The sequence below is a fragment of the Chitinophaga sp. S165 genome, assembly GCF_003182155.1.
Taxonomy (GTDB): domain Bacteria; phylum Bacteroidota; class Bacteroidia; order Chitinophagales; family Chitinophagaceae; genus Chitinophaga.
Map to the genome: position 1 here is coordinate 66,399 of NZ_QGTG01000010.1, position 25,598 is coordinate 91,996.

Annotated in this window: 15 protein-coding genes; 6 read left to right on the forward strand and 9 right to left on the reverse strand. The window is 45.8% G+C overall.

What is annotated here, in order from left to right:
* Positions 1-130: 130 nt before the first annotated feature.
* A complete protein-coding gene (locus C7475_RS28065) occupies positions 131-1,294 on the forward strand; it encodes a metallophosphoesterase (RefSeq protein WP_233259988.1) in 1,164 nt (387 codons plus the stop codon).
* 37 nt (positions 1,295-1,331) lie between these two features.
* Here C7475_RS28065 and C7475_RS28070 read toward each other — a convergent pair whose 3' ends face one another.
* Positions 1,332-2,234, reverse strand: a complete 903-nt coding sequence (locus C7475_RS28070; protein ID WP_110056753.1) for a PD40 domain-containing protein — start codon at positions 2,232-2,234, stop codon at positions 1,332-1,334.
* Positions 2,235-2,618: 384 nt separating this feature from the next.
* Between C7475_RS28070 and C7475_RS28075 the strand changes: the two genes are divergently transcribed.
* The 4 genes from C7475_RS28075 to C7475_RS28090 all read left to right on the forward strand — a co-directional run bounded on the left by C7475_RS28075 (position 2,619) and on the right by C7475_RS28090 (position 11,814).
* Complete coding sequence (locus C7475_RS28075; protein WP_110056754.1) at positions 2,619-7,505, forward strand: PKD domain-containing protein; 4,887 nt, start codon at positions 2,619-2,621, stop codon at positions 7,503-7,505.
* 152 nt (positions 7,506-7,657) lie between these two features.
* On the forward strand, positions 7,658-9,361 hold the full coding sequence (locus tag C7475_RS28080) for a leucine-rich repeat domain-containing protein (RefSeq protein ID WP_158286639.1): 1,704 nt from the start codon (positions 7,658-7,660) through the stop codon (positions 9,359-9,361).
* A 29-nt stretch (positions 9,362-9,390) separates the two neighbouring features.
* Positions 9,391-10,176, forward strand: a complete 786-nt coding sequence (locus C7475_RS28085; protein ID WP_110056756.1) for an AraC family transcriptional regulator — start codon at positions 9,391-9,393, stop codon at positions 10,174-10,176.
* A 72-nt stretch (positions 10,177-10,248) separates the two neighbouring features.
* Positions 10,249-11,814, forward strand: coding sequence for an FAD-dependent monooxygenase (locus C7475_RS28090; protein ID WP_110056757.1), 1,566 nt, complete (start codon positions 10,249-10,251; stop codon positions 11,812-11,814).
* Between the two features lie 14 nt (positions 11,815-11,828).
* Here C7475_RS28090 and C7475_RS28095 read toward each other — a convergent pair whose 3' ends face one another.
* The 5 genes from C7475_RS28095 to C7475_RS28110 all read right to left on the reverse strand — a co-directional run bounded on the left by C7475_RS28095 (position 11,829) and on the right by C7475_RS28110 (position 18,075).
* A complete protein-coding gene (locus tag C7475_RS28095; RefSeq protein ID WP_110056758.1) occupies positions 11,829-12,515 on the reverse strand; it encodes a hypothetical protein in 687 nt (228 codons plus the stop codon).
* A gap of 59 nt (positions 12,516-12,574) precedes the next feature.
* Positions 12,575-13,132 carry a hypothetical protein gene (locus tag C7475_RS28100; RefSeq protein WP_146217684.1) on the reverse strand — a complete coding sequence of 186 codons (558 nt, stop codon included), beginning with the start codon at positions 13,130-13,132 and terminating at the stop codon, positions 12,575-12,577.
* Between the two features lie 134 nt (positions 13,133-13,266).
* On the reverse strand, positions 13,267-15,315 hold the full coding sequence (locus C7475_RS28105; protein WP_110056760.1) for an SGNH/GDSL hydrolase family protein: 2,049 nt from the start codon (positions 15,313-15,315) through the stop codon (positions 13,267-13,269).
* Positions 15,309-15,452: a hypothetical protein gene (locus C7475_RS33075; protein WP_158286640.1), complete on the reverse strand. Its 144-nt coding sequence runs from the start codon at positions 15,450-15,452 to the stop codon at positions 15,309-15,311. Before C7475_RS33075 ends, C7475_RS28105 begins: the two co-directional genes overlap by 7 nt.
* Positions 15,453-15,705: 253 nt before the next feature.
* Positions 15,706-18,075 (reverse strand): alpha-L-rhamnosidase C-terminal domain-containing protein, encoded by a 2,370-nt coding sequence (locus C7475_RS28110; protein WP_110056761.1) that lies wholly within the window; start codon positions 18,073-18,075, stop codon positions 15,706-15,708.
* A gap of 225 nt (positions 18,076-18,300) precedes the next feature.
* Between C7475_RS28110 and C7475_RS28115 the strand changes: the two genes are divergently transcribed.
* On the forward strand, positions 18,301-20,664 hold the full coding sequence (locus tag C7475_RS28115; protein WP_110056762.1) for an alpha-L-rhamnosidase C-terminal domain-containing protein: 2,364 nt from the start codon (positions 18,301-18,303) through the stop codon (positions 20,662-20,664).
* 83 nt (positions 20,665-20,747) lie between these two features.
* Here the strand turns inward: C7475_RS28115 and C7475_RS28120 are convergent, their stop codons facing one another.
* From C7475_RS28120 to C7475_RS28130, 3 genes are all read right to left on the reverse strand, one after another.
* Positions 20,748-21,077: a hypothetical protein gene (locus tag C7475_RS28120; RefSeq protein WP_110056763.1), complete on the reverse strand. Its 330-nt coding sequence runs from the start codon at positions 21,075-21,077 to the stop codon at positions 20,748-20,750.
* 233 nt (positions 21,078-21,310) lie between these two features.
* On the reverse strand, positions 21,311-22,561 hold the full coding sequence (locus tag C7475_RS28125) for a hypothetical protein (RefSeq protein WP_110056764.1): 1,251 nt from the start codon (positions 22,559-22,561) through the stop codon (positions 21,311-21,313).
* 148 nt (positions 22,562-22,709) lie between these two features.
* Complete coding sequence (locus C7475_RS28130; protein ID WP_110056765.1) at positions 22,710-25,574, reverse strand: M1 family aminopeptidase; 2,865 nt, start codon at positions 25,572-25,574, stop codon at positions 22,710-22,712.
* Between the last annotated feature and the right edge of the window lie 24 nt (positions 25,575-25,598).

Here is a 25,598-nt window from a genome sequence, read left to right on the forward strand (position 1 = left end):
CGGACTGGTAAGGCCGGGTGCCATCCCCAGCCATAAATATCACATTTTTTCCATTTAATTAAAATATTTCCGTCTTTCCTTCGTCTACTGATTTAAACATATTTCTATTCGTATGGCTAAAAGGCTGTCTTTGATATTATTAATTTTTTTGGTAGGCGATGTTTATTTCTTCCAGGCTGTCACTACACTTACGCAAAATCCGGAGCTGCATCTAAGCTATTGGTTTGTTGACATCTTATTGATATCCGGAATAATAATAACAATATCCATGCTCCGGTCAGGTAAAAAGGTACAGCAGGTCCTTCCGCTGCTGATGACTGCTATGTTACTGGTTTTCATTCCGAAAATATTCTCTTCACTCATCCTGATGGCCGAAGATGTATTTCGCTTATTCCGGGGCTTCCCTCCACGAAGCTTTTACGTAAGTGAAGTAACACTTGCAGTGGCCGGTCTGATCTTCCTCATGATCGTTTTCGGCGTAACACGTGGCAAGCACTTTTACAGGATAAGAAAAGAAACGATCCATTTTCCCGACCTTCCCGAGGCGTTTGACGGCTTCACGATCACGCAGATCTCTGACGTACACTCCGGGAGCTTTAGTGACGCAAAAAGCGTCCAAAAAGGCCTGGATCTCGTAAATGCACAGAACAGCGATCTGCTGCTATTTACAGGAGACCTTGTCAACAATATGGCTTCAGAAATGGACCAGTGGATCCCGATGTTTACGAAACTGAAAGCGCCTTATGGAAAATATTCTGTGCTGGGCAACCACGACTATGGCGATTATATCAAGTGGGAAACTAATGCCGCTAAAGAGGCCAATCTTAACCGCTTAAAGGACGTCCATGCAGAAACAGGCTTCAAACTATTACTTAATGAAGCGGTAGAAATAAAGAAGCAGGGAGAACACGTTGCCCTCATTGGCGTTGAGAACTGGGGCAAAGGCGGCTTCCACCAATATGGCGATCTCAAAAAGGCAACCGCCAGGGTTCACGACAACGCGTTCAAAATACTGATGTCACATGATCCGTCGCACTGGGATGAAGTAACGGTAGATCATGACCAGCACGTGCATCTTACTTTAGCCGGACATACGCACGGCATGCAATTCGGAATTGAGCTGTTCGGTTTTAAATGGAGCCCGATAAAGTATTTCTACAAACAATGGGCAGGCCTTTACAAACAAAAAGGTAAATACCTCTACGTTAACAGGGGCTTCGGTTTCCATGGCTTAAAAGGCAGAATTGGCATATGGCCTGAAATAACAGTACTCACCCTGAAGCGGGCCAGTTAACCGACTGGCCCCAACGGGTTGCTAAATGCCTGGTATCTTACTCTCTTAAATCGTCTATTATTTTGGCATCCACCCAATAGATGTCCCGTTTACTGGTATAAAAGAAATATTTCCCGTCCGCCGTCACAAAAGGGCATAATTCATGCCCGGGCGTATTGATCACGTCTCCCATGTTCTTTGCTTTTGTCCATGCGCCATCCGGCTTTTTGAAACTTATATAAAGATCGCCTGCACCATATCCATCAGGACGTGTTGCACAAAAGATCAGGTAAGATTCATCACCTGCCACAAACACATCAGCTTCATATTCTTTAGTATTGATAGAATCTCCCAGAGGAACCGGCCGCTGAAATCCCCTTTCTGCAGCAACCGAAGCATAAATGTCAAAGTTGTCCGTTCTCTTTGTATCAGCATTCCGATTGGACGAAAAATACATTGTTCCGCTCTTTGAGAAAGAAACATAGTATTCATGTTTGTCGGAATTGATCATTGCGCCTGCATTGATAGGTGCAGACCAGCCATCCTCCTTTTTCTCTACATACCAGATGTCGTAGTCCTTCTTTTTTCCTGATCCGTCCAGCGGCTTGTCAGATATGAAAAACAGCTTACGCTCATCAGGAGATAACATCGGGTCATTGTAACTGAATGTATCATCGGAGAGTATTGGCACAGGCCAGCTCCACAGCCCGTCAGTTAGCTTCATATACCTGATCTCTGCCTTCCCGCCTTCGTCAACGGCATAATAGCATTCATTCCCATCACCTGAAAATATTGAACCGAATTCATGCTGGCCAGCCACTGATACAACACCAAAAGCAAATTTAACCGGTGTCTTACCTGGTGGATCCTGACCGACATATTTTGTGGTTTGTTTTGCCGTCGTTTGTGCAGAGGCGATGCTTTGGCATAGGAACGTGAGAATTAAGAGTACTGATTTCATGGTCTTAGTATGATGTGAGTTGTTCTTTCTGGTAGTTCATAATTGTACATTCGGGAAACACAGGTGCTAACGTTTATGTATGCAGTAGTGGTAAAGTAATAAAATCCGGCGATGCAAACAACGATTACAAAGCCATTTTCCTCCTCCCCAATTCATTTGATCCTAAAAAAATAAAAAAAGTTATCCCCTGAATACCTAACAATCATTTAGAATATGATAATAACATTATCTTTTGAAAACACACAATCAGCTATCTAACCCTATAGCATACTCTACCATTCCAACATAACGGGCACACCACCCCTAACTCATTCATAGTGTAACACTTGCGTGCTATGATCATTAGCAGGAATTTGCTTATTTTCAGGTTAGAACCATATTGCTATGTCCTTAAAAACCAAGGCGACCTCAGGCCTTGCATGTACCTCTGTTCTACTTTGGGTTGTACTGCTATTGAATGTTAGAGTTAATGCACAAGTAAAGGCAGACTTTACTCCTAGTAAGACCAGCGACTGCGAAAGCCTGATCACCAAATTCGTAGACGGATCTACCGGTAACCCCGTTTCCTGGCAATGGAACCTGGGTAACGGCTTCACTTCTACAGATCAAAGCCCCAGTGCAGCCTACACTTCTCCAGGCACCTACAATGTAACGCTGACAGTGAAAAACGCAGCAGGGAATACCAGTACTGTAACGAAGACAGTTACTGTCTGGGAAAAACCTAAACCGGATTTTGCCGCCAGCCCCGCTTCAGGTTGTATGCCGCTGGAGGTGACCTTCACGGATAGATCAAACCCCGTAAACGGCGTCATTAACACTTATACCTGGGACTTTGGTGATGGCGCCATAGGCTCCGGCAGTAACCCCAGGCATACGTACAACGATGTACTGTCCCCTACTGTTACCCTCACCGTTACTAATAGCAACGGCTGTACGGCCTCCAAACGGATCAGTAACCTTGTACAGGTCTCAGCAGCATTAAAACCAAATTTTGAGGTATCTGATGAATTCCTGTGTGCCGCGCCCGGTACACTGACCATTAAAAATACAACCACCGGTCCCGGCAACCTTTCCTATTCATGGGACTTCGGCGATGGCGGAACAGCTACAGGTGTCAACCCTGGTCCGCATACATATGCTGCCAAAGGAACGTACAAGATAAAACTCAATGTCACCAGCGATAAGGGATGTACTGCCACCAAAACATCAGAAGATATTAATGTAGCCAGTTTAAGATCGGATTTTCAGCTGCCGGCCAACGTCTGTGAGAACAGCACCGCCACATTCACTCCTGCCAATACACCCAGGGCCGACAGACTTACCTGGAGTGTCGACAAAGGCACCGTCACAACGGATGGCGTTACCGCCACTTACACCCCTGCCGGCACAGGCACCGTAAAAGTGACCATGATAGCCGACTATGGAAAATGCCAGGAAACAGTGACCAAAAATATTGTAGTGATAGCTGCCCCACAGGCTGACTTCGCTAGTGAGATAAAACCCATCTGCGATGCCCCTGTTACAGTAAAGCTGACCGACAGATCACAGGGAGCTAACAAGTGGAACTGGGATTTCGGGAACGGTCAATCATCAACGCAGCAAAACCCATCTGTTATCTATAACAGCCTGGGATCTTTTAATATCAAACTTACAGTTGGCAGCACAAACGGCTGCTCAAGCGCCGTAGAACATTATGTCAACCTGGTGAAACCGGAAGTCCTCACATACGCCAACATAGTGGAAGGCTGCGTAGGGATGACCGCCTCATTCCGTGCAAACATCAGCGCAGGCGATTCTATTGTCAGCTATGAGTGGAATTTTGGCGATGGCAGCCCTGCATCGGCTGCCGCGACTCCGTCTCATACATATAACGACGAAGGCACATACCCTGTTACACTTACCTATGCAACCATGAATGGCTGTAAAGGAACAGTAAAGCTGACATCCTACGAAAGTATTCACGTTTATAAAAAACCTCACCCTGATTTCTCATCTCCGGAAGCGCCGCAGATCTGTGGTAACAACATGGTGCATTTCAACGGCACAACAGATGTAGGTAACTTATGGGCCTGGAACTTCGGAGACAACTCTTCACCAGGTTCCGGACAGAACACGCAGCATAGTTACAGAACCCCCGGTACGTATACAGTATCATTAACAGTCTCAAATAAAGGCTGCCGTGAAAAGGTTACGAAAGTAGCATATATCACAGCAGTCAATCCTTTCGCCCGCTTCAGCATGCGGCCCATTGACTGTAACAACCGCACAGAGATCAGCTTTGATGAAAAGTCGCTTGGCAATATCACCAGCTGGGAATGGAGCTGGGGAGACGGAAAGAAAGACACATACACAACTAAAACAAGCATCGTTAAACACAAGTACAGCAAATCCGGCGGTTACAATGTAAAGCTGACCGTCTCAAACGGGACCTGTAGCAGTACTGACTCTATAAACGTCAACGTATACGCGCCTTCACCCATTACCATCACCACAGACAAAACAACACTGTGTGGTAGTGACACGCTCAAAGCCAGCGTAACAGATCTCAACAAAGACATCTATGGCGTAGATGTCTGGTCATATAAGTGGACCTCATCCGATAGTACCCCGCCTATCGGAAACATCAATGATTACGAGCACACTACTTTCACCAACCTGCAGCCCGGCGCCAACGCTATCCGCTTCACAGCGTATAATCTCCAGGGATGCCCTGATACCAGCAATAGGATTGTTGTGAATGTACACGGACCAATAGCTAAATTCCTCATTCCCGCTGTTCCTGAATGCCGTGGTGCAGAGCTTACTTTTACTGACAGGACAAATATTTCCAAAGGCAAGCCGATAAGAACATGGTCATGGAATTTTGGTGACGGATCCCCTGCGAAAGAATTTACTTCACCTCCTTTCAAATACACATATGCCAAGTCTGGTTTTTACGCACCGAAGCTAACCGTTACAGATCAGGATGGATGTACCAGCACGGCGGCCGGACCTATCCTGCAGGTGAATGGCCCTAATGCAGACTTTGTGCCCAGCGCGTTACTGATACCACCGGGTGGTACCGTGCGGTTCACTAACTATACAACTGAAACAGGCGGTTCACCTGCTTACCTGTGGGACTTCGGAGATAATACTACCTCTACAGAGAAAAGCCCGACCAAAACCTATCCTGTTAAAGGTTTGTATACGGTAACGTTACTGGTGAAAGACAATAACGGCTGTACGGATAGTGCTCAGAAACAGATCAAGGTATCTACCGTTAACGCAGCCTTTAAAGTCAGCACTTCTTTCGTGAATAATAGTACATGTCCGCCGGTGATAGCAAAGTTCACCAATACATCTCTTAACTATAAGCGCTCGTATTGGGATTTTGGTGATGGCAGCTTCTCTACCATTGATGATCCTTCCCATACTTACAACGACGCCGGTAAGTATAAAGTGAAACTGAGAGCCATCGGTGAAGCCGGCAATGAAGACACATATGAACAGGAAGTAGAGGTAAAAGGGCCATACGGCACTATTATCAAATCATCCGATGGAGGATGCCTCACACAAGAGATCGAATTTAAAGTATCCGCTAGATCGGCCGTTAACTTTGCCTGGGACTTTACAGATGGTACTGTGAGTGAAACGAATGATTCTATCATTAAGCACACCTTCAAAGAACCCGGCATTTATAACCCACGTCTGATCCTCTCAGATCAGGCAGGCTGTAAAGGAACTGCCTTCCTGCCCGATCCTATTGTTATAGACAAACTGGAGGTAGAATTGACGCCATCAACACAATTTGTGTGCGATGAGGGTTGGGTTTCCTTTACACCGAAGTTCAACAGCTTCTCCATTGACCAGCTGAAAAAACCGGCAACATACAAATGGACATATGACCCGGGTGTTTCGGCAGAAAATGATACTTCCGCCAATCCCCGTTTCTACCTGAACAAAGCACAGGAATATAATTTCACGCTCACAACCACAACCGCTTACGGTTGTACGCAAACAGTGAGTAAAACGATCCCGGTGTTCCCTAAACCCGAAGCGACCATCAGCGGTCCTTCACAGGCTTGTGTGGAAACACCGGTCAGCTTTGCCGGAAATGTGACCGATGCACGTGATATTATCTGGAACTGGAACTTTGCTAATGGCAATACGGCTAACATACAACAACCTGCCGACCAGACCTACAATACGGCCGGACCTGCAAATGTAGCCCTCACCGTTACCAGTGCCAACGGCTGTATAGACACTGCATATCATAGTATCAATATAGTAGCCAAACCTGTCGTTAATGCAACTGCAGCATCTGAGTTCGTGTGTTTGGGCAAGAGTACCACGTTAAGCGCAAGTGGCGGGGTCACTTATCAATGGTCGCCCGCTGATAATCTCAGTGATCCAAAAGCGCCTTCTCCGCTTGCAAGCCCGGGCATTAGTACAAACTACCAGGTAACAGTGACCGATGCCAATGGCTGCATTAATACTGACGATGTAAGCCTCCGTGTGGTACAACCATTCACAATACAAGCTACACCGGATACAGGATTGTGTATAGGACATGTGCTGCCATTATGGGTGTCTGGCGCTGATAACTACACCTGGAACGGACAAGGGATAAATGATGTAAACAGTCAGTATCCCCTTGCTACGCTCAACACAACAGGCACTTACACATACGAAGTAACCGGTCGCGATGCTGATGGCTGCTTCACGCACGACACTTCACTGGTAGTAACAGTCAACCCCGTTCCTACTGTTAACGCCGGAATTGACCAGACAGCAATGGCGGGTCAACCTGTTAGACTGACCGGAAGAGGTAGCGCAGATATTGTAAAATGGAACTGGACTCCCGCAGAATATCTGAATTGTGCAACCTGCCCAACACCTGAAGCCCTGCCTAATTTATCTACGACCTACACCCTCGAAGCGGAGAACGCTTACGGTTGTAAAGCCACCGACGATGTATTCGTAAAGATAGGCTGCGATAAAGGCGCTATATTCTTCCCCACTGCCTTTTCTCCTAACAGAGATGGTAAGAATGAATATTTTTATCCTAAAGGCCGTGGCGTAAAAGAAGTGGTATCAATGCGGGTGTATGACAGATGGGGCAGCCTGGTATTTGAAAGGAACCATTTCCAGATCAATACTGCCACCGCAGGATGGGATGGCACCTGGAAGAACCAGGTAGCGCCTATCGGAAGTTATGTATATGCGATAGAAACGATGTGCGAAGACGGAGGAACATTTATGTTTACAGGAGCAGTAACAGTAGTAAAGTAACTTTGAAGGAAGAGCGGTTTATTGAAATACCTGAAACACCAGGTAACTGCAATAAACCGCTCTTTCCAAAGAAATTCAATGTGATTACCTATCTTTGCATCCATTCATGTGAAAAATACCTATTGCCATTTATAACTGAATATAAAACACCTATGCCCCTGATCCTGTCTGCTGAAGAAGCCGAAAACCGTTTCCAGATAAGTAAATATGATCCCGTTGGTCTCATAGACAATGAAATGATCCTTCTTTTTGAAGGTGACACCGACATCCCTGGCCATTTCGATCACGACTATGTCACCCGCGTTTTGCAGGAAGCAGGAGGCCCTTCCGAAATGGGGGAACTACTGGTGGTAGTCAATGGCAATCTGAATGTTGACGGCGATATAGTGTTCAGCGAATATCGCCCGGCATTACTGGTATTGGGAGACGTAACATGTCATGTATTGCAGAGTGCCGATGAATGTATGCTCATCACGGGTAATGCAACGATCAAATATGCCTTCTATGGCTACTACAATGACGGTACGATCACTATTGAAGGCATCACAAAAGTGCCTTATGTACTGAATTCAGATCATCATTCACAGATAAACCCTGTGGGAGCGGTATTAATTAATAAACACAGTGACTACGACGACTTCTTTGAATATGACTTCACCGCTCAGGATCTCCCTGAAGTCCTGGTACCAGAGATTTTGGGTAAGGGAGGAAGACTGGAGGCCTGGGATTTTATAGACATGCTCAAAGCAGGCAAATCACCTTTCAAACCTGGAGCAAAAACTCCCCGGCAGGTTTTTGACGAAAGACTGGAACAACTGACAACAGAAGATCCACTGTCTGTAACTGAAGTAGACCTGTCTGAGCAGAAATTTAAGGCCTTTCCACAAAGCCTGACAGCATTGCAAAATCTTCGAAAACTAACCCTTTCCAAAAACAAACTGAAAACCATTCCCGACGATATCGGCAAACTGGAACACCTGGAAGAGCTCTACTTATATGATTGTGCACTGGTAAATATATCAGCAGCAATAGGGGATCTGAAGAACCTCCGTGTACTGGATATTAGCCTCAACAGGGAATTAACAGTACTACCGGATACGATAGGTCAACTGGGTAAGCTACAGCGGCTGAAAATTGACTATATCAACATGAATTTCTCCCCGGCCTTTGAACACCTTTCCGACCTGGAAGAAATAGGCATGTACAGCTGTTACCCCGATGCGCAAGAGCCAACAGTATTTCCGGAAGCACTGACGAAATTAAAAAAGCTAAGAAAGCTTGATCTGCGTAAGAACATGTTCCAGGCACTACCGGAAGCACTCGTCCAACTGCCATTGCTGGAGGAGATACGCTGGACAGACAGTGCTACAGCATCTCCACTGCCTGACTTCAGTTTATGTAGATCATTAAAGACACTGGTGATCAGCAGATGTTTTAGTCAATGGAAGAATATAGTATTTAACATCCATTCCCTTGAACACCTGCAGATAGATAGAAACAAGGAAGAGAAAGAATACTTTGACGAAGACACACTTGCCATCTGGAAAGAGATGGCAGCAGAAGAACCTGAAAAGTTTGGGCACCTCGCAGATGTTATTAAAAACAAACAGTTGGAACCTGATGGGCGCTATTCCGTTCTAACCAGAAGAGGTATTACATTGCAGGACCTCGAAGGCCTTAAAAAGCTCCCCAATTTAAGATACCTGGACCTGTCGTTCAATGGACTGACAACACTACCTGACAGTGTATATACATTGTCTAAGCTGGAACACCTGAATCTGGAATATAATAAGCTATCTGACGAAGAAAAAGGGAAAGTCGCAAAAGTATTTAATCAGGCGAAACTGATCTTTTAATACATTTGATAGCAATAGACACAAATAAAATGTTACACCAGGAATTTGAAACTCCTGAAGAATTAAAGGATACCATAAAGTGCTTTTGGTATAACAAGAGGGACTTCGGAGAATTGCAATCGGGTTTTGAGATACTGCCAGACGGTCATGCTGAGATTATCTTCCTTTTCGGAAGCACCTGTAGCATTGCCTACAATGGAGGCCTGCAACCATTGCAATCGCCGTTTATTATGGGGTTGCTTAATCAGCCTGTTCTCTTACGTGGTAAAGGTCGCGTGGAAATTATCGGTATAAGGTGCTTTCCCTGGACGATATTCGATCTGTTGGGTCTACCCTCGGCTAAAGACGGAGTACGCTTATTTGAGCATCCTATTGCCCAAATTCAGCCTGTTCTGAACAGGTTAGTATATACTAACAGGATAGATGAAGCGCTCGCCTACCTGAAACAGTATTTCCTGCAGGTGCGGTCGCGGGTTGCTATTGACAGTATGTTGTCCAAAGCGGGAGTAGCTATGAGGGAGGCAAACGGCGCGATCCCCGTAGGCGAAGTAGCAGCAGCAGCTCATGCTACGGTTCGTACCCTGGAAAGGAAATTCAAACAATCTTCCGGTTATACGGTTAAAGACGTATCTGGTCTGATGCGCTTCGAACAGGTACGGAATCAGCTATGGCTTTACCCTGAGGCTAATATTGCCGGTTTAGCCTATGACCTGGGTTATACTGATCAATCTCATTTGAGCCGGGAATTCAAGCGCTATAGCGGTACTACGCCTGCTGCCTTTGCACGGATACATAAAGAGGGCTATCACCTGTAAGCAGATATTTTGTCGCGTTTATACAAGCCGGATGGAAGTGCATTCCGGAATTTTGTGTCTTAATCATGCTATATGACAGAGACATTTGAAAACAACAAATCCACGCAGGATCATTCTATCTACGATGTGATCATCTCGGGCGCAGGCCCGGTAGGCCTGTTCCTGGCCTGTGAACTGGCGCTGGCCGGATGTTCCGTCCTCATACTGGAAAAGGCGGAGCATCCACAATCACCATTGAAACAACTTCCTTTCGGGATACGGGGTCTTTCTACCCCTACAATTGAATCACTTTACCGTCGCGGGTTACTGGAAGAACTGGGAGTGCCTAAACGGCTTAAAACACCTTTTGGCCCACCGGCTTCCAAACCAACATCAGGTCTCCACCGTCTCGGAGGACACTTCGCCGGCATCCCGTTTCACCACGCTAATATCGATACCTCACAATGGAAGTACCGTCTGCCAGGTTCGACCGACACCAGTTTATTGTCTGAACTGGAAGAGGTTGAAATAGTGCTGACCCGCCGGGCGGAAGCCCTGGGCGTAGCAATCAAACGCGGGTTTGCCGTTACTGACTTTCATCAAACTGAAGATGAGGTGGCCGTCTATTCAGGCGGACAGTCCTTTAAAGCCAAATGGCTTGTAGGTTGCGACGGCGGCCGCAGTGTTGTTCGCAAAACAGGCGGTTTCGAATTCGCCGGTACAGAGCCTGAATTTACAGGTTACTCTGCCCTGGTTGACATTGCCGATCCTGAGAAGCTACGCCAGGGCCGGATCGTAACGCCTGGAGGCATGTACTTCCAATCCCAGCCGGGTTATCTGATCATGCAGGACTTTGATGCCGGGGCATTCCATAGTACAGAGAAACTGGTCACCCAAGAGCACATCCAGACGCTCATACGCCGTATATCGGGCACCGACGTTACTATCAACGCCCTGCATATCGGAACTACATGGACTGACCGCGCAAGGCAGGCTACGGCCTACCGCAATGGAAGGGTCCTTCTGGCCGGTGATGCCGCCCATATTCATTCCCCTTTAGGAGGCCAGGGCCTCAACCTCGGATTAGGCGACGCTATGAATCTTGGCTGGAAGCTCGCTGCTACGATTCAGAATAAAGCCCCGGAAGGCCTGCTGGACAGCTATTTTACTGAACGGCATCCGATTGGTGCACAGGTGCTGGATTGGTCAAGAGCACAGGTGGCGATCATGAGGCCGGATCCACATGCCCGCGCGCTGAACGCAATTATGCGCGACCTCATAAATACACGAGACGGCGCTACATATATGGCTGGAAGAGTATGGGGTGTCCATACGCACTATCATCTCAATGGCAACCACGCACTGGTAGGTCACAGCATTCCTGATTTTGAGTTCGAAGACAGTACTAAACTTGGAGAGTTCATGCAGGATGGTCGCGGGATATTACTTGATCTTGATACGAATGCTTCACTTAAAACATGGGCAGGTAAATGCAGCGATAGGATCAGGTATATTTCCGGAAGTGTAAAAGACAACTTGGGGCTGACCGCGGCCCTCATACGTCCCGATGGAATTGTAGCCTGGGCTACTGATAAAGACCCGGATTACAGCGAACTACAGCAGGCTGCTGATCGCTGGTTCCTATCGCCCAATCATTAGGGAATCCTTCCTCCCTATACAAACCTCGGTATAAATTCCCCTTGCGTACATCCGGGTACCGGTATCAGCAGGTCTCCTGTTTGATCGGTATGCGGATGTTTCGCCAGCTCCTGGTACCAGTTCTTCTTAAACGGCTCTTCCACTGTTGAAGGGTCAACCAGCACGTGATAGCCGCCTCTTGTCTCGATGATCTTTACATTAGCTGTATTCCCCACGCGCTCAATTATCCAGGGCCGCAGGAACTGTTCATAGCCGGCCTCTTTATAATCAATATCGAAATCAACAAAACAGCTTCTGCTTTTGGATCGTTGTATCTCATTCATCACTTCCTGGTGAGGATTGTGCGTTCTCTTCTGGTGCTGTATACATTTGGCGAGTGTAGTAAGACCACTGAATGTAGCATCATACATACTACGCGGATTAGGCATCACGTATATCGCCAGTGATTCCTGCGGAATGGGAGTACCTTTCTGCGTATAAGCCCCTACAGGACATTCCAGTTGCCAGATCTTATAAAACAGGTCCTCCTTCCGGCTGGTGAACCTTTTCAGTTGCTGCTTGTCAGATTTGATGATATCACCTTCTGCATACTTGCCTCTTGCCAATAACCCTACATAATAAGTCTCTCCTTCTTCGAGGTCAGGCAGCCATTCAATAAATTCTTTGAGGATATTTACGTCCTTGATGATCTGGTAATTCATAGGTATTTACGATTCAGGGAATACAGGGATATTCCTCGTGCAGAAAGGTATAGGAATTATTATTGCTGATAGTTTCTCAGCGTAGAAAAAGTAGTTGGCGCATAAAAAGGTGAATAACCGTTATAGGCACTTCTGCTTACACCGATGCTACCGGAAATAGAAAATGCACCACTGTTACTGATGTACATCACGCCTATTCTTGCAGCCGGATTAATGCTGAAGTTCCTGCCATCCGTTCCGCCATTATTGCCATACATCATACCATTGTTCTTACCTATTCCACGTTGATAAAGCGGGGTATTGAAATTAAAAAGAGAAGGTTCAACCGACACGCCTCCAAATGCGATTACATTATTGGTCAGTTGCCTGTTCACCTGTAATCCCATCGGCACAGACAGGAAGCTGCCTCCGCCGCCTTTAAAGGCCACAAAACCAGTGGAAATAGCAGCATACTTCGTGATAAACAACTTCTTCTGAAGGTTATTGGTATCGGTCATTTGATGAGGGTCTGTTAAGGCAGATCGTGTGCCATTCATTCCGCCATAAGACAAAGGCGACTGTGCCTTTACAACCATAGCCGACATCAAAATAGCAATAAAGAGGATTATCCGTGTCATCGCCATAAAGATAAACATCCTTTCTTATTAATATTGCTAACATAATCATAATTTATCATTCCAGGATAAGCAGCTATATGCTTAAGCCCGTTAAGAAAAGAGGGCCTTCCCATTAAGAGAAAGCCCCCTGAATGTCATTGTTTTATGATCTTCAGACGCCGTTTACCTTCGTCTATAATAACAATATACACGCCCCTTGCCCACGAACTGGCATCAATACGCTTGCCCGACTGGAACTGTGGATTGCAGTATATCAGTCGCCCGGAAGCATCAAATATCCTCACGTCATGATTCACGGCTGATAATCCCAGTAACTGGACACTTTCTGTAACCGGATTAGGCGCTATCCTCACAGATTGGCCCTCCACCGCATCATGCGTATCCGCCACCTGCATACTCGCCATGCGCAGCGCCCCGGGGAATGTAAACTTCACTGCCGCACTGAAGAACCGCCGGTTATCATGTGTCAGCATATTCAGCCTGTAATAGACCGTACCGGTTAGCACCGCCTGGTCCAGGAAGGTGTAAGAACGCGTTGTCGTTGAATTGCTGGCGGCATTGACAGTACCAATGGCACTCCATATAGTGGAATCCAGGCTACGTTCTATCGTGAAGTTCTTCGTATTCTTCTCCGCGCTTGTCGTCCACCTTAACTGAGCCTTAGACTGTTGTAACACGACGCTGAAGCTGGCTATTCTGAAAGGTTGCGCATACATAGTATCAGGCATACCTTTTACAACGGTACTGAAGAAATGAAGACCTGTCGTTGTCTCCATGTTCAACCGGTAATACTGCCGGCTCCTGTAAGTATTGGTATCGGTAAAATTATAAAAGCGTGAGCCGGGATAGTTACCAGCGGCAGCCAGCGTACCTACAGTAAGCCAATTTAATGAATCACTGCTATTCTCTACAATAAACCACCTGGTACTTTTTTCGTTATTGCTATACCATAACAATTGCAGTTTGTCTTTATTAGGCTGCACCAGGAAATTGGTGATATTAAAGTAAGTGTTGGCGCCATAACTTGTATCTGGAATCCCCCTCACAATACTGCTGTAGATGTAATGTGTATCTGCTACGATCACATCAAGCCTGTAAAACTGTTTTACTTTATACAGTGTCGTATCCAGATAAGTATATGATCGTCCGGTACTGTCATTACCTGTTGGAGTAACATTGACCAGGTTATTGAAGTTGACAGAATCAGCACTCCGCTGAACAATGAATCTGCTTACATTCCTTTCATATGAAGTGCTCCAGTTCAGCTGCAGTTTATTTGTATTATTACTGACCGTAAACGCCGTCAATGCAACAGGTACCTGTGGTGGCGGCGGAATGCCCCTCACGATACCACTATAGATATAATGTGTGTCGGCCACAATAACATCCAGCCTGTAAAACTGTTTGACCGTGTGCCGGGTAGTATCCAGGTAAGTGTAGGATCGTCCCGTACTGTCATTCCCTGTTGCAGTGACATTGCTCAGGCTATTGAAGTTGACAGAATCTGCACTCCGCTGAACAACAAACCTGCTCACATTCTTTTCGTATGCAGTGCTCCAGTTCAGCTGGAACTTATTAGCATTATTACTAAGCGTAAACGCATTCAGCACAACAGGTACCTGCGGCTGTGGTGGATTGCCATTGCAGAGTGCCTGGGGAATATTTCTGGCAACTACTCTTGTGTAAAGTACATAATGCCCCGAATCGTTGAGGTGGATACCATCACCGTAACTATATGCACGTTTAATGGAATCATTTGGCTGCGTCATGCCTGTCCAGAAATCAATTGACTTGTCTCCGAAAGAGGAAAAGGTCCAATCGCGCATTGCTTTCAGATTAGCCACCATCTGCGCAGAATAATCGTTTCGGGGCTGGGTTGATGCAACCCATACCTTCACTCCCTGCGCGGTTGCAGCATTAAGCACACGCTGGTAATTGGCCTGTTGTTCCGCTAATGTATAACCCCGGCCAACGTCGTTGGTGGGCAGATTGATGATGATGGCATGGGGCTGTAATGATAAAGCTTTCGTGATATTATGCGCCGTATCAGGCGATGGCCTTGATGCCGGAGGTACATAGCCGGTCGGATTAATATCGTAGGTTGTATAATTGCCTACTGCCAGGTTATATACCTGGTAACCTGAGTTGATACCTTTCAGGTATTGCGTGTAAAGGCTTACCATCCGCGATTGGGAGTAGCGCCGGTACCGGCGGCTGTAGAAGATCCTAATACAACAATACGATAAGGAGTAGTACAACTCTGTGCATAGATAAAGGCGCTGTAAATGGTCAGAAACAGCAGCAGAATTACTGTCCGCATTTTGAGGATTTGATTGATGAATGATTATTATGTCCGCGAGGTAGGGGTATCCGGAAAGGAAAGAATTGGCGTAACGAAATTTTGGGATTATTATTATTTCTTAAAGGTACTGAAAAACAGAAATAATATATTCTGAGAGATTAATTTTTATTTCTTCAGATGATCTGCTTTGCATTCACCTGTTGCCATTAACATAACCATACTAACGCCAGTGACGCAGTTTACACGCAGTTAATTTTATCTAGTAAGGGTATTATAAGCGAATCGTCTGTCTGCCGCCTTTCAATGGAACAGACTTACCATGCCATATGAAAGTTCCTGTCACTGAAGAAGGAAGTAGAACGGTGGCATCAATACCCTGTGTTCCCTTCCTTACAAGCGTTACGGCAATCTCTCCATCTGGATGAGGCATCTTACCCGTTGCCTCCTGCAGCTCACCCGGTTGCGGTTTGATCTGCACTTTCTTAAACCCGGGCGCTGCCGGAGTGATGCCACAAATGGTGGCAAGAAAATCATAATTAGGACTGGCACTCCACGCATGACAATCTGATCTTGTGGGATCAGGATTTTCGGCAAAGGTGGTGAGGCCGTTCTTTAACATATCACGCCACGGCGTAAGCTGTGAATAATATAACTCTCCCATCTCTGCTTTTTTCAATGCGAGGGTAAGGTAAAAGCGATAATAAAAGGTGGCCTGACTCAAGGTAGTATCATACAATACTTTGCGCATGACTGCCTGTCGCCGGGCCACAGGAATAGCACCCGTAAGCACGCCCATAATGCTGGCATGCTGGCTGAAAGTATTATGAACAGGTGTATTGGCCATTAACCCTTTAGCATTATCAAAACAGGCATCGTAAGCGCCCTTACTCAGACTGGCTGCTATCTTTCTGTATCGTGCAGCCTGCGGTTGCTTATTAAAATAACTGAACAACTCTGCCGCCTGTTGCAAAGTGTATACATACTGAAGAGTGATCACGGAAGAATTACCATCAGTAGCACCATCCGGTACACCATTGGGAAATGCATGATTCCAGTCTGTAAAGTTCCACCACTTCATAGGTCCCAGCATCTTCTTTGTAGTATCAATATGCTGTTCATACCAGTTCAATACGCCTTCGGCTGCTGTAAGGAACTGTCCAACGAATTCATCGTCCCGGCGATGCATGAAGTAATCATAGATCATCGACACCCAGTAAAGGGAAAACGGTGGTATGACCTGTAAGCGGTTGCTGGGATATCTCCCTTGCGTTAACCCTTCAGGCACACGGGAATGATAAAAGTCAAGTAATGCTTTGCGCATCAGACGATCATCACCTGTAACGTATAGAGAGATGAGCGATTGGATACGTGTATCTCCTTCGTATTGCAGTTGCTCATAATAAGGACAATCATAATAGGTCTCCCCTGCACATAAACGCGCTGTACGCCAGCCCACATTCCATATCTCCTGTAACGACGTATCACTACTTGCAAATGACGCTTTTTGCACGAAAGGATACCCGGTGTACATGCCATATAGGTCATCGATCACCAATGGTTCTTCTTTAGTAGTTATATCAAGCTGCAGGTAGCGCCATGTACGCAGCCATAGCGGGCGGAATAATCGCTTACTGCCTCCGTCCGGCTCAAATACATCATAGTTACCCATGATCTGCTTGTCTTCTATATCATTCCTGTTGCCCTTTCCATTTTTGCCAAACAGGGCTTCCGCATATGTAAGCCTCACCAGGGAACCTTTCCCCTCACTTGTTATCAGTTCAGGATAAGCTACCGTATTAAAGTTCTGGTCCAACAGGATACTTACAGTCGTATTTGCAGGAATGGTCAATGATTCTTTACCCTGTGCAAAACCTTCAGGCACTTTAATACCATTAACACGGCGTACCGTATTGATACGTTGCTTTGATTCTTCCATCAAAGGAATATTGCGCGGTTCAAGTGTCCAGAAGTTATCTGTTCCATAACCTGAAGGAGCCGGAGCCACCAGCTTTCTGGCAGATAGCCAGCGTTCATCATTAAAACCGGTCTGCTCCCATTGCCAGGGATATAAGGCAGCCTGCACACTATCACCCGGCCCGATCACCATGTAAGAGTGCAAACGAGGGCCATTATCTTTCGAGCAGGCATGATAAGCTTTGTTCTCCCAAACTTTCCATGTACCATCGGTATTGACAGTTTTTTCATTGTCTGTATCGCCCTGTAATAAAAAGGCCGTCTGATTGGATATCTGCGCCACTGCTGCCTCCTCTCCCATGTTCCAGACGAGGGCCGCAATACTGTTGTCCCCTGCTTTTAGATACTGCGCAATGTCCACCGTTTCAAAGTACCATTTGTACAAATCACCCCGGGCCGGGCCGTTACATACAGCAGTGCCGTTCACAAACAAGCGGTAGCGGTTATCGGCCGATACGTGCACGATATATTGCGAAGGCTGTTGTGTTAGTGTAAATGTTTTCCGGAAATGATAGACGCCATAGGCACGCCCCGGAACATCCGGATAAGTGATCCAACTGGCCGGCCATTGTCCCTTCAGCAATGAAGGATTGACAGGCAGCTGTTGTGCGAATACATCAACTGAAAAAAACAGGAGTAATGGCAGCAGAAAGACAGGCAATCGCATTTTGGATAGTCTTAGGTGAAACAAGCGTCTCTAAATGTATTGAAAATATTGCAAAGACAATAGTATCCACAAAAGCCCTCTCCTTCATCTTTATGCATCGGCAAGAATACCGCTCCTCCCTTCTATCCGTCCTTTCTTACTATATTTTACAGAAACAGGATAGTATAGGATACTGAGTACATGGCAGACTGTTATATTGGTCATTCAATTAATTCCACGTCCTGAATGAATAAGTTTCTTTTCTTAGCACTAACGCTTTGCAGTTTCCTGTTTCCTGCAATCAATTCCGCCCAATCTGCCGCGCAACCTGAAAGGCAATGGAATGCCCATTGGATTGCTCCGCAGAATGATCCAGGTACCGGATATGGGGTATATTATTTCCGTAAGAAAATTGACCTTGCTGCAAAACCTTCCAGTTTCATTATCCATGTATCGGCTGATAACCGTTATAAACTGTACGTCAATGGTACACTGGTATCACTAGGGCCTGCACGCGGAGATACTTATTACTGGAATTATGAAACAGTAGATCTCGCACCATACCTTACAACAGGTAAGAATATAGTGGCAGCACTGGTTTTTAACGAATCTGAGTACCGTCCCGAGGCCCAGATATCAGTAAGGACCGCCTTCATTATACAAGGCAATTCTTCCAATGAAGAGGTCCTTAATACCAATAACACCTGGAAGTTTATGCGCGACAATGGACGTCAGCCCATCGGAGGTTTCTTCTTTGCCGCCAGCAAAGGTGAGTTTGTGAATATGGATCAATCCGTGCAGGATTGGATGGCCGTTAATTATAATGATAATAACTGGCAACCTGCCGCTCATCTGTTCCAGGGCCATTTAAAAGGTGATGGCGATGGATTGGCCTGGATGTTGGTCCCCTCATCATTGCCACAGATGGAACTAACTTATGAGCGGATACCTCTCGTGCGTAAGGCGACCGGCATCACGCTTCCGTCTGCATTCCCGGCAGCAAAAACAGCCATTACCATTCCAGCCGATACGACCGTTACTTTCCTTCTGGACCAAACGCACCTGACCAATGCATATATCAACTTAAACTTTAGCAAGGGTAAGAATGCAGGCATTTCAATGCGGTATGCGGAATCCCTTTATGATAACGTAAAGAAGTTTGGCGACCGGAAAGGCAACCGCAATGATGTAGAAGGCAAAGACTTCAACGGAAGAATGGATAGCATCGTCTCCGCCGGCAGTATAGGTCAGTCTTATACAACCCTTTACTGGAGAACATTCCGCTATATCCTGGTAACGGTGCATACACAAAGTGAGCCATTGGTGATAGATGATATCTCAGGTGTATTTACCGGCTACCCTTTCAAATTCAATGCTGCATTTAATAGCGGCAATAACGAAATAAAGGATATACTGGATATAGGATGGCGCACCGCCCGCCTTTGCGCCATGGAAACTTATTTCGATTGCCCTTATTATGAACAGTTGCAGTACATCGGCGATACGCGCATACAGGCAATGGTTAGCTACTACAATAGCGGTGACGACAGACTGGCCCGTAATGCTATTGATCTGATGGACCACTCACGTATCACCGAAGGCGCTACACAAAGCAGATGGCCCACCCGCAGTACACAGATCATCTCCACCTTTTCTTTGTGGTATATCGGCATATTGCACGATTACTGGATGTATAGGGCTGACAGTAGTTTCATTAAAAATAAATTGACCGGAGCACGCGCTGTGCTGGAATTTTTCAGCAGGTATCAGGGAGAAGATGGCTCGTTAAGAAATACGCCTTATTGGAACTTTATTGACTGGGTAGGCGGCAAAGGATGGAATTTCGCAATGCCGCCAAAAGGCACAGATGGTGCATCAGCCATTCTTGACCTTCAATTACTGATGGCATATCAATGGGCAGCTGAACTGGAATCACATATGGGTATGCCAGGATATGCTGACCTGTACAGGAAGAAAGCAGCACAGCTAAAACAAACCATCCGGAACAAGTACTGGAATGCAGGCAAGAAACTGTATGCAGACACGAATGAAAAAGATGTCTATTCACAACATGCGAATTCACTGGCGGTATTGACAGGCATGGTAAATCGACAGGACCTGCCCGAGGCATGTAAGCAACTTTTAAACAATAAATCCCTGACCCAATGTACCATCTATTTCAAGTATTACCTGCACCTGGCATTGGCTAAAGGCGGACTTGGTAATGATTACCTCAAATGGCTGGATGTATGGCGCGATAATATCAAAATGGGATTAACTACCTGGGCCGAAATATCCGATCTGCCCAATAGCCGTTCCGATTGCCATGCCTGGGGCGCCAGTCCCAATATCGAGTTCTTCAGAATAGTGCTGGGTATTGATAGTGATGCGCCCGGCTTCCGTAAAATAAAAATAGAACCGCATCTGGGAGATTTAAAGAATGTGAGCGGCGAGATACCACACCCAAATGGAAAGATTGCGGCGGCTTACACTTTCGATAAAGGCAAGTGGAAGATAAAGATCCAGCTTCCACAAAAAACCACCGGCGCCTTTGTATGGAAAACGAAGAGGTTCCAGCTTAAAGCCGGAGAGAATGTATTCGAGATCTAAGTGGTGATATCAAAAAAGGAAGCCCGTAGATAGCAATATCTGCGGGCTTCTTTTTTTGAGCCGGAATCCGTACCATACGACGCTTATCCTTTCACCTGCTGGTGTCTCATTTTACTGAGAAGATAATGGATCGCGAGGGCCAGGAACGTCCAGTAAAAGGCAAAACCTATAAGAAAAAACGGAGGTGGTGTATCCGGGTCCTGATGTAAAAAGTTAATAAAAGGTAACAAAGGCCCTATCAGAATAATTTTGACAGGAGATAAAATTGTTGACACGACAGATTGCCATCCTTGCTGAGCACTTGATCCCAGGAACGCCTCTGGCGCCTGATCTAAAAGCCCGGTAGTGCCAAATAGAAAGACAAACGCGGCAACGAGAAAGAGGACTACAAATTTTATTCTTGAGGTACGCATAACAAAAGGTTTTTGGATTCTTTAACAAAGATAAATCTTTCCCGATAACTTTGCAAAACAAAGTACTTTAATATCACAAATAAAAGCGTCTTCAAGTCATCCGCCGACAAGGAGCAGCGAAAGGCTGAAGAAAGAGACAGAGAGATGTTCGGCTCCAGGGAATAAGAAAAAATAATGGCTACTTCAACCTAAAGATTAAAGTAGCCATTTTATAATTCCCTATACGTTATTTACTAACTTATCTTTTCACTTTTCCTTTTCGCTCCCGCAGGTTCGGAGGCGTTCCCTGCTCCCGCGTTCAACCCATTGTAAATGGCATTTCTATAGGCCAATGCCAGCGCTCCTGTATTATTCTCACTCACTCCATTACAGCAGGTAGATAATGTACAATTCACTATCGAATCATACATCCAGATAAATCCTCCATCAACAGGATACTTCTGACCGCCCCAGGCCTGAAACTGGTTTTGTAAGTCACTCGGGCATGCACCTCCCTCATTATAAGTATTCGTGCATTGTCCGCTTAACTCATATCCTGTACACTGAGGTGCACTTCCCCACCATGGTGCTCCTCCGAAGAATACTGCCGTATTCGGCTGAAATGTACCTGTAGGTAGTATGATAGTCTCATTACAATAGAAGAAGAAAGTTTCACCGCCTAACATGCTCTGCATTGCCGCATCGGGGCTGTTGTAAGTGCCCTGGCGGAGCATACCCGACCAGTCGGCATTTCCATACATCGCTACTGCCTGTTTGGTTACAACATTCGAGCCTGGAGCGTTATTCTGCCACCAACCGCTCGACTGCATAGCCCCCAGACCTGGAATTAACAGCGTACCGGGATTAATTCTCTTAATAATAGCACCCCATGTTTGGGGGTCCATTCCGGCGCCACCTGAATAGCATTGCAGATGTATTGCGCTAACAAAGTTATTCCCCCTTTGATTGATCAGGTCCTGAAAGGTATCACTCCAGGTTTCACTGGCGTAATACGGACAGAATGTAACAGAGCTATATCCTATATTTCCTAACATCAATCCGAAGTTCACCATAGTCGTAGTGTTCATATAGTCTTCGTTATCGAAGTCTATAGCGTCTATGTCTCCACCTGCTGCAACCATTGCCTGTTTCAACGCATTGAAGTTGTCGTATAACGGGTTTCCGGGACCAGGTACACCGTTTTGTACAAACTTCGAAATGTTCTGAAAGTCGCTGGTACCACCGGCGCCAACAGAGAAAATAATACCAATGCCTTTACTTCTTAGCTCTGCCAGACGTGCAGGTAAATTCATCGGCTGAGCTTCTGAATAAACTCCGTTCGTTACAAATGGGGTGTTGTTAAAAATAAGGTTACCGTCTGAATTCACATGTACAGACCAAAGTACCAGTGTTGAATATTCACCGGTCTGGATTGCTTCTACAGCGCCATTTTGGCCAAAGGCAAACGCGCCTCCGGCATAAATTCTGGTTTGTGTGTTGTTCATAAGAAATGGAATTTGAGGTTTGTGATGTTACTTGAGGTTTGTGATGTTACTCGATTTTTTGGTTATTGAGGTACAATTCATCTGGTAGATATATCCGGATATTCAATTTACGGAAATAATTTGATTACAGTCAATCCTGAAAAATATTTCAGGCTTCCGTTACTTCTATATAAAAATGATCTTCATCCACCTCAAAGTCATCGTCCTTCATCTGCTTCAGCGTTATCATCTGCCAATTAGCTGTTGGATAGATGAAGCCAAACCGGCCAGGCGCTACCGTTACCTTCACCGGCATTTTAAACCCTGGCTCATCTGCCTGCCAGCGGTACTTCAGCTGCAAATTGCGTCCCTGTTCTTTCAATGATATCTCCAGTTTAGGCAGGCTGGTATACTTCAAATACTGATTAAAGAATGCCGTATAATCCGTTCCTGTACGCCGGTTAATATAACCTACCAGCTCATCAGCCGAAAGTGTCTGATAACGGAAACGCGCCTGTACATCCTTTAGCAGGTTAAACCATAACGTGTCATTGTCTAACACAAAGCGCAATGTATTTAACATCAGGCTCCCTTTAGTATACATATCACCGATATCATAGTGTATGTGATTTACGTTATATATACCCGTTACCGGCTCCCGGTTACTTACCTGTTTTCTTTGTTCCCCCATGAATGCCACGCCCATCTCTTTACTGATACTGCATTCCACCATCAGACCTTCTGCATAGGTGGCAAACGCCTCATGCATCCACATGTCAGCAATGTCTTTACAGCTGATCGCATTGCCCCACCATTCATGCGCAGATTCATGCCAGATCATTGGACAATAATCCAGGCGCATCCCTTCTTTGATCTTTCCTATACATACACTACTCTGATGTTCCATGGCATACGGGCTTTCAAGCAATGTAAAACCGTCACGGGGGAAGGGATATTTTCCAAAATGCTGTTCAAAACAAGCCAGCATTGGCTTTACCTGTGCAAACATTGCTTTGCCACGTTCCAGGTTATAAGGCATCACATAATAGTCTAGTGTCAGTGTATCGGCACCTCTGATGTAGGCATCTTTAAAATGAGCGTATTTACCGATACAAAAGGTGGCGTTATAATTATTGATCGGGTAACTTACCAACCATTCATAGCGTGTTTTATTACCCCCCATCGGTGTCTTCCCTTGTAATCTTCCATTGGATATCTCAGCAAAACCATCCGGCACGGTGATCCAGATACGCATGCTGTCAGGTTCGTCAGACAAGTGATCTTTGTTCGGCCACCATAAGCTGGCGCCAGATCCCTGGCATACTACCTGTACCCACGGATTACCTTGCTCGTCCTTATCCCACAGTATACCACCCCACATCGGGATATTAAAATCGGCTGACTGAGGTATGCCCTCATAATACACAACTATCGTTTCTTCTCCACCCGCAGGTAAAGCGTCCGGGAACCTGACAAATACAGCATCATCCTGACGGGTATATGATAACTGCTGATCCCCATACAGGATCTTTTCAATGCGCATATTCGCATACAGGTCTAACTGCATCAGGTCAAACGGAGTGATTACCTTAAACCGGACCGTATTATTACCCTTGAGGAAATGGGCATCGGGGTTTATGTCTACATCAAGATGATAAAAGCTGACATCATAACAAGTACGAAGCGGAGAAAGCATACCTCGTAGTGTATCCCCACGGGTAAAGCCATTCTGACGATTAGATACATGTGTAACTTTTTTGGCAGGTGGCGCAGCTTCTTTTTGGGGCTTCAATGAATCAGCTAGTACAGGCAACAGAATATTGTAATTTTCCCAGAAAGCAGCATCGTATTCATTTCCAACCTCATTGTTCATGGATGACCTGTCGTTGCTGATGCCGGTAGCAAAACGTTGCATACTGTCCTTATTCACATCAGTGACCAGCAGATGAAAATCGCCGATCCATTGTACATCCTGCATATTCCTTTTCCTGCTGTTCACCACACACTCCCAGTGACGCTGTACGGTACTCAGGTAGGTTTTGTTACGGTACTTCTTATAGGTGATCACCATCGTGATCCTTGTAAAGTCGAGGGTCGCCTTTACCACCTTAGACATGATCGTATAGCTGATACCTCCCTTCTGATGGCTGTTCAAATAATCGACTCCGGCCGGGGTCGTCTCCATCTCACACTTTACCAGTGCCATGTCAGCTTCATCAATATAAAACTTTGCCTTTACGAGTGCTTTACGGCTCTCTTCCTTCGGCAGCAGTTGCAACACTAACAGGTTTCGATCGCCCTCCCTGATCGTTTCCTTATAGTCGCAGATATAGTACCTGAAATTGCGCTCATTCAGAATATTACGTTTTGCGTCAAGGTATTTTTGCAAGTCTTCATTAAGAGAAGAGTAAGCCGTGTTCAAAATATTACCGATCCAATTGTACAATTGCGGATCTTTACTCCAGTCCACCTTCTTCTTGCGGCCTTTAAGAATACGGACCTGATCTTTATGGTCCCGGTCGGTATGGTACGTTTTATAAATATCCAGTACAGATTCATTGAAGTTGATCGTATCTCCCGCCAGGCGGATATTCTCTCTGTAAAATGCGGTAAGGCCGACATCGGCAGTGTCATAGTTTTCCGGAATACGGCTGAGCATCTTTCTCAGGATGCCAAAGCCATCACGCATGTTTACCGATACTGCGGGCAGCAGGTAAACGGAAGGCTCCATGCGGATATCCATATCCTGTAAGTTGGCGGAAGGCAGGGGCATCTTAATGGACTTATAACCTATGCAGGAGATCAGCAGAGTGTCCTGCCAGAATTTTTCAGCTATTTTAAAAATGAACGCTCCTTCGGCATTGGCTACTGTACCAATACTGCCATTTTTTACCTGGATATTGGCAGAAATAACGGGTTGCTGATTACCGGCATCGGTTATTCTCCCGGTAAGCGTTAAAAACTTCTCCTGCGCAATAACCTGGTTAGCCAACAGGATCAATAATAACAAACAAAGACGCAAGCGGTGTTTCATCTTCCTTTTTTCCAACAAAGCAAG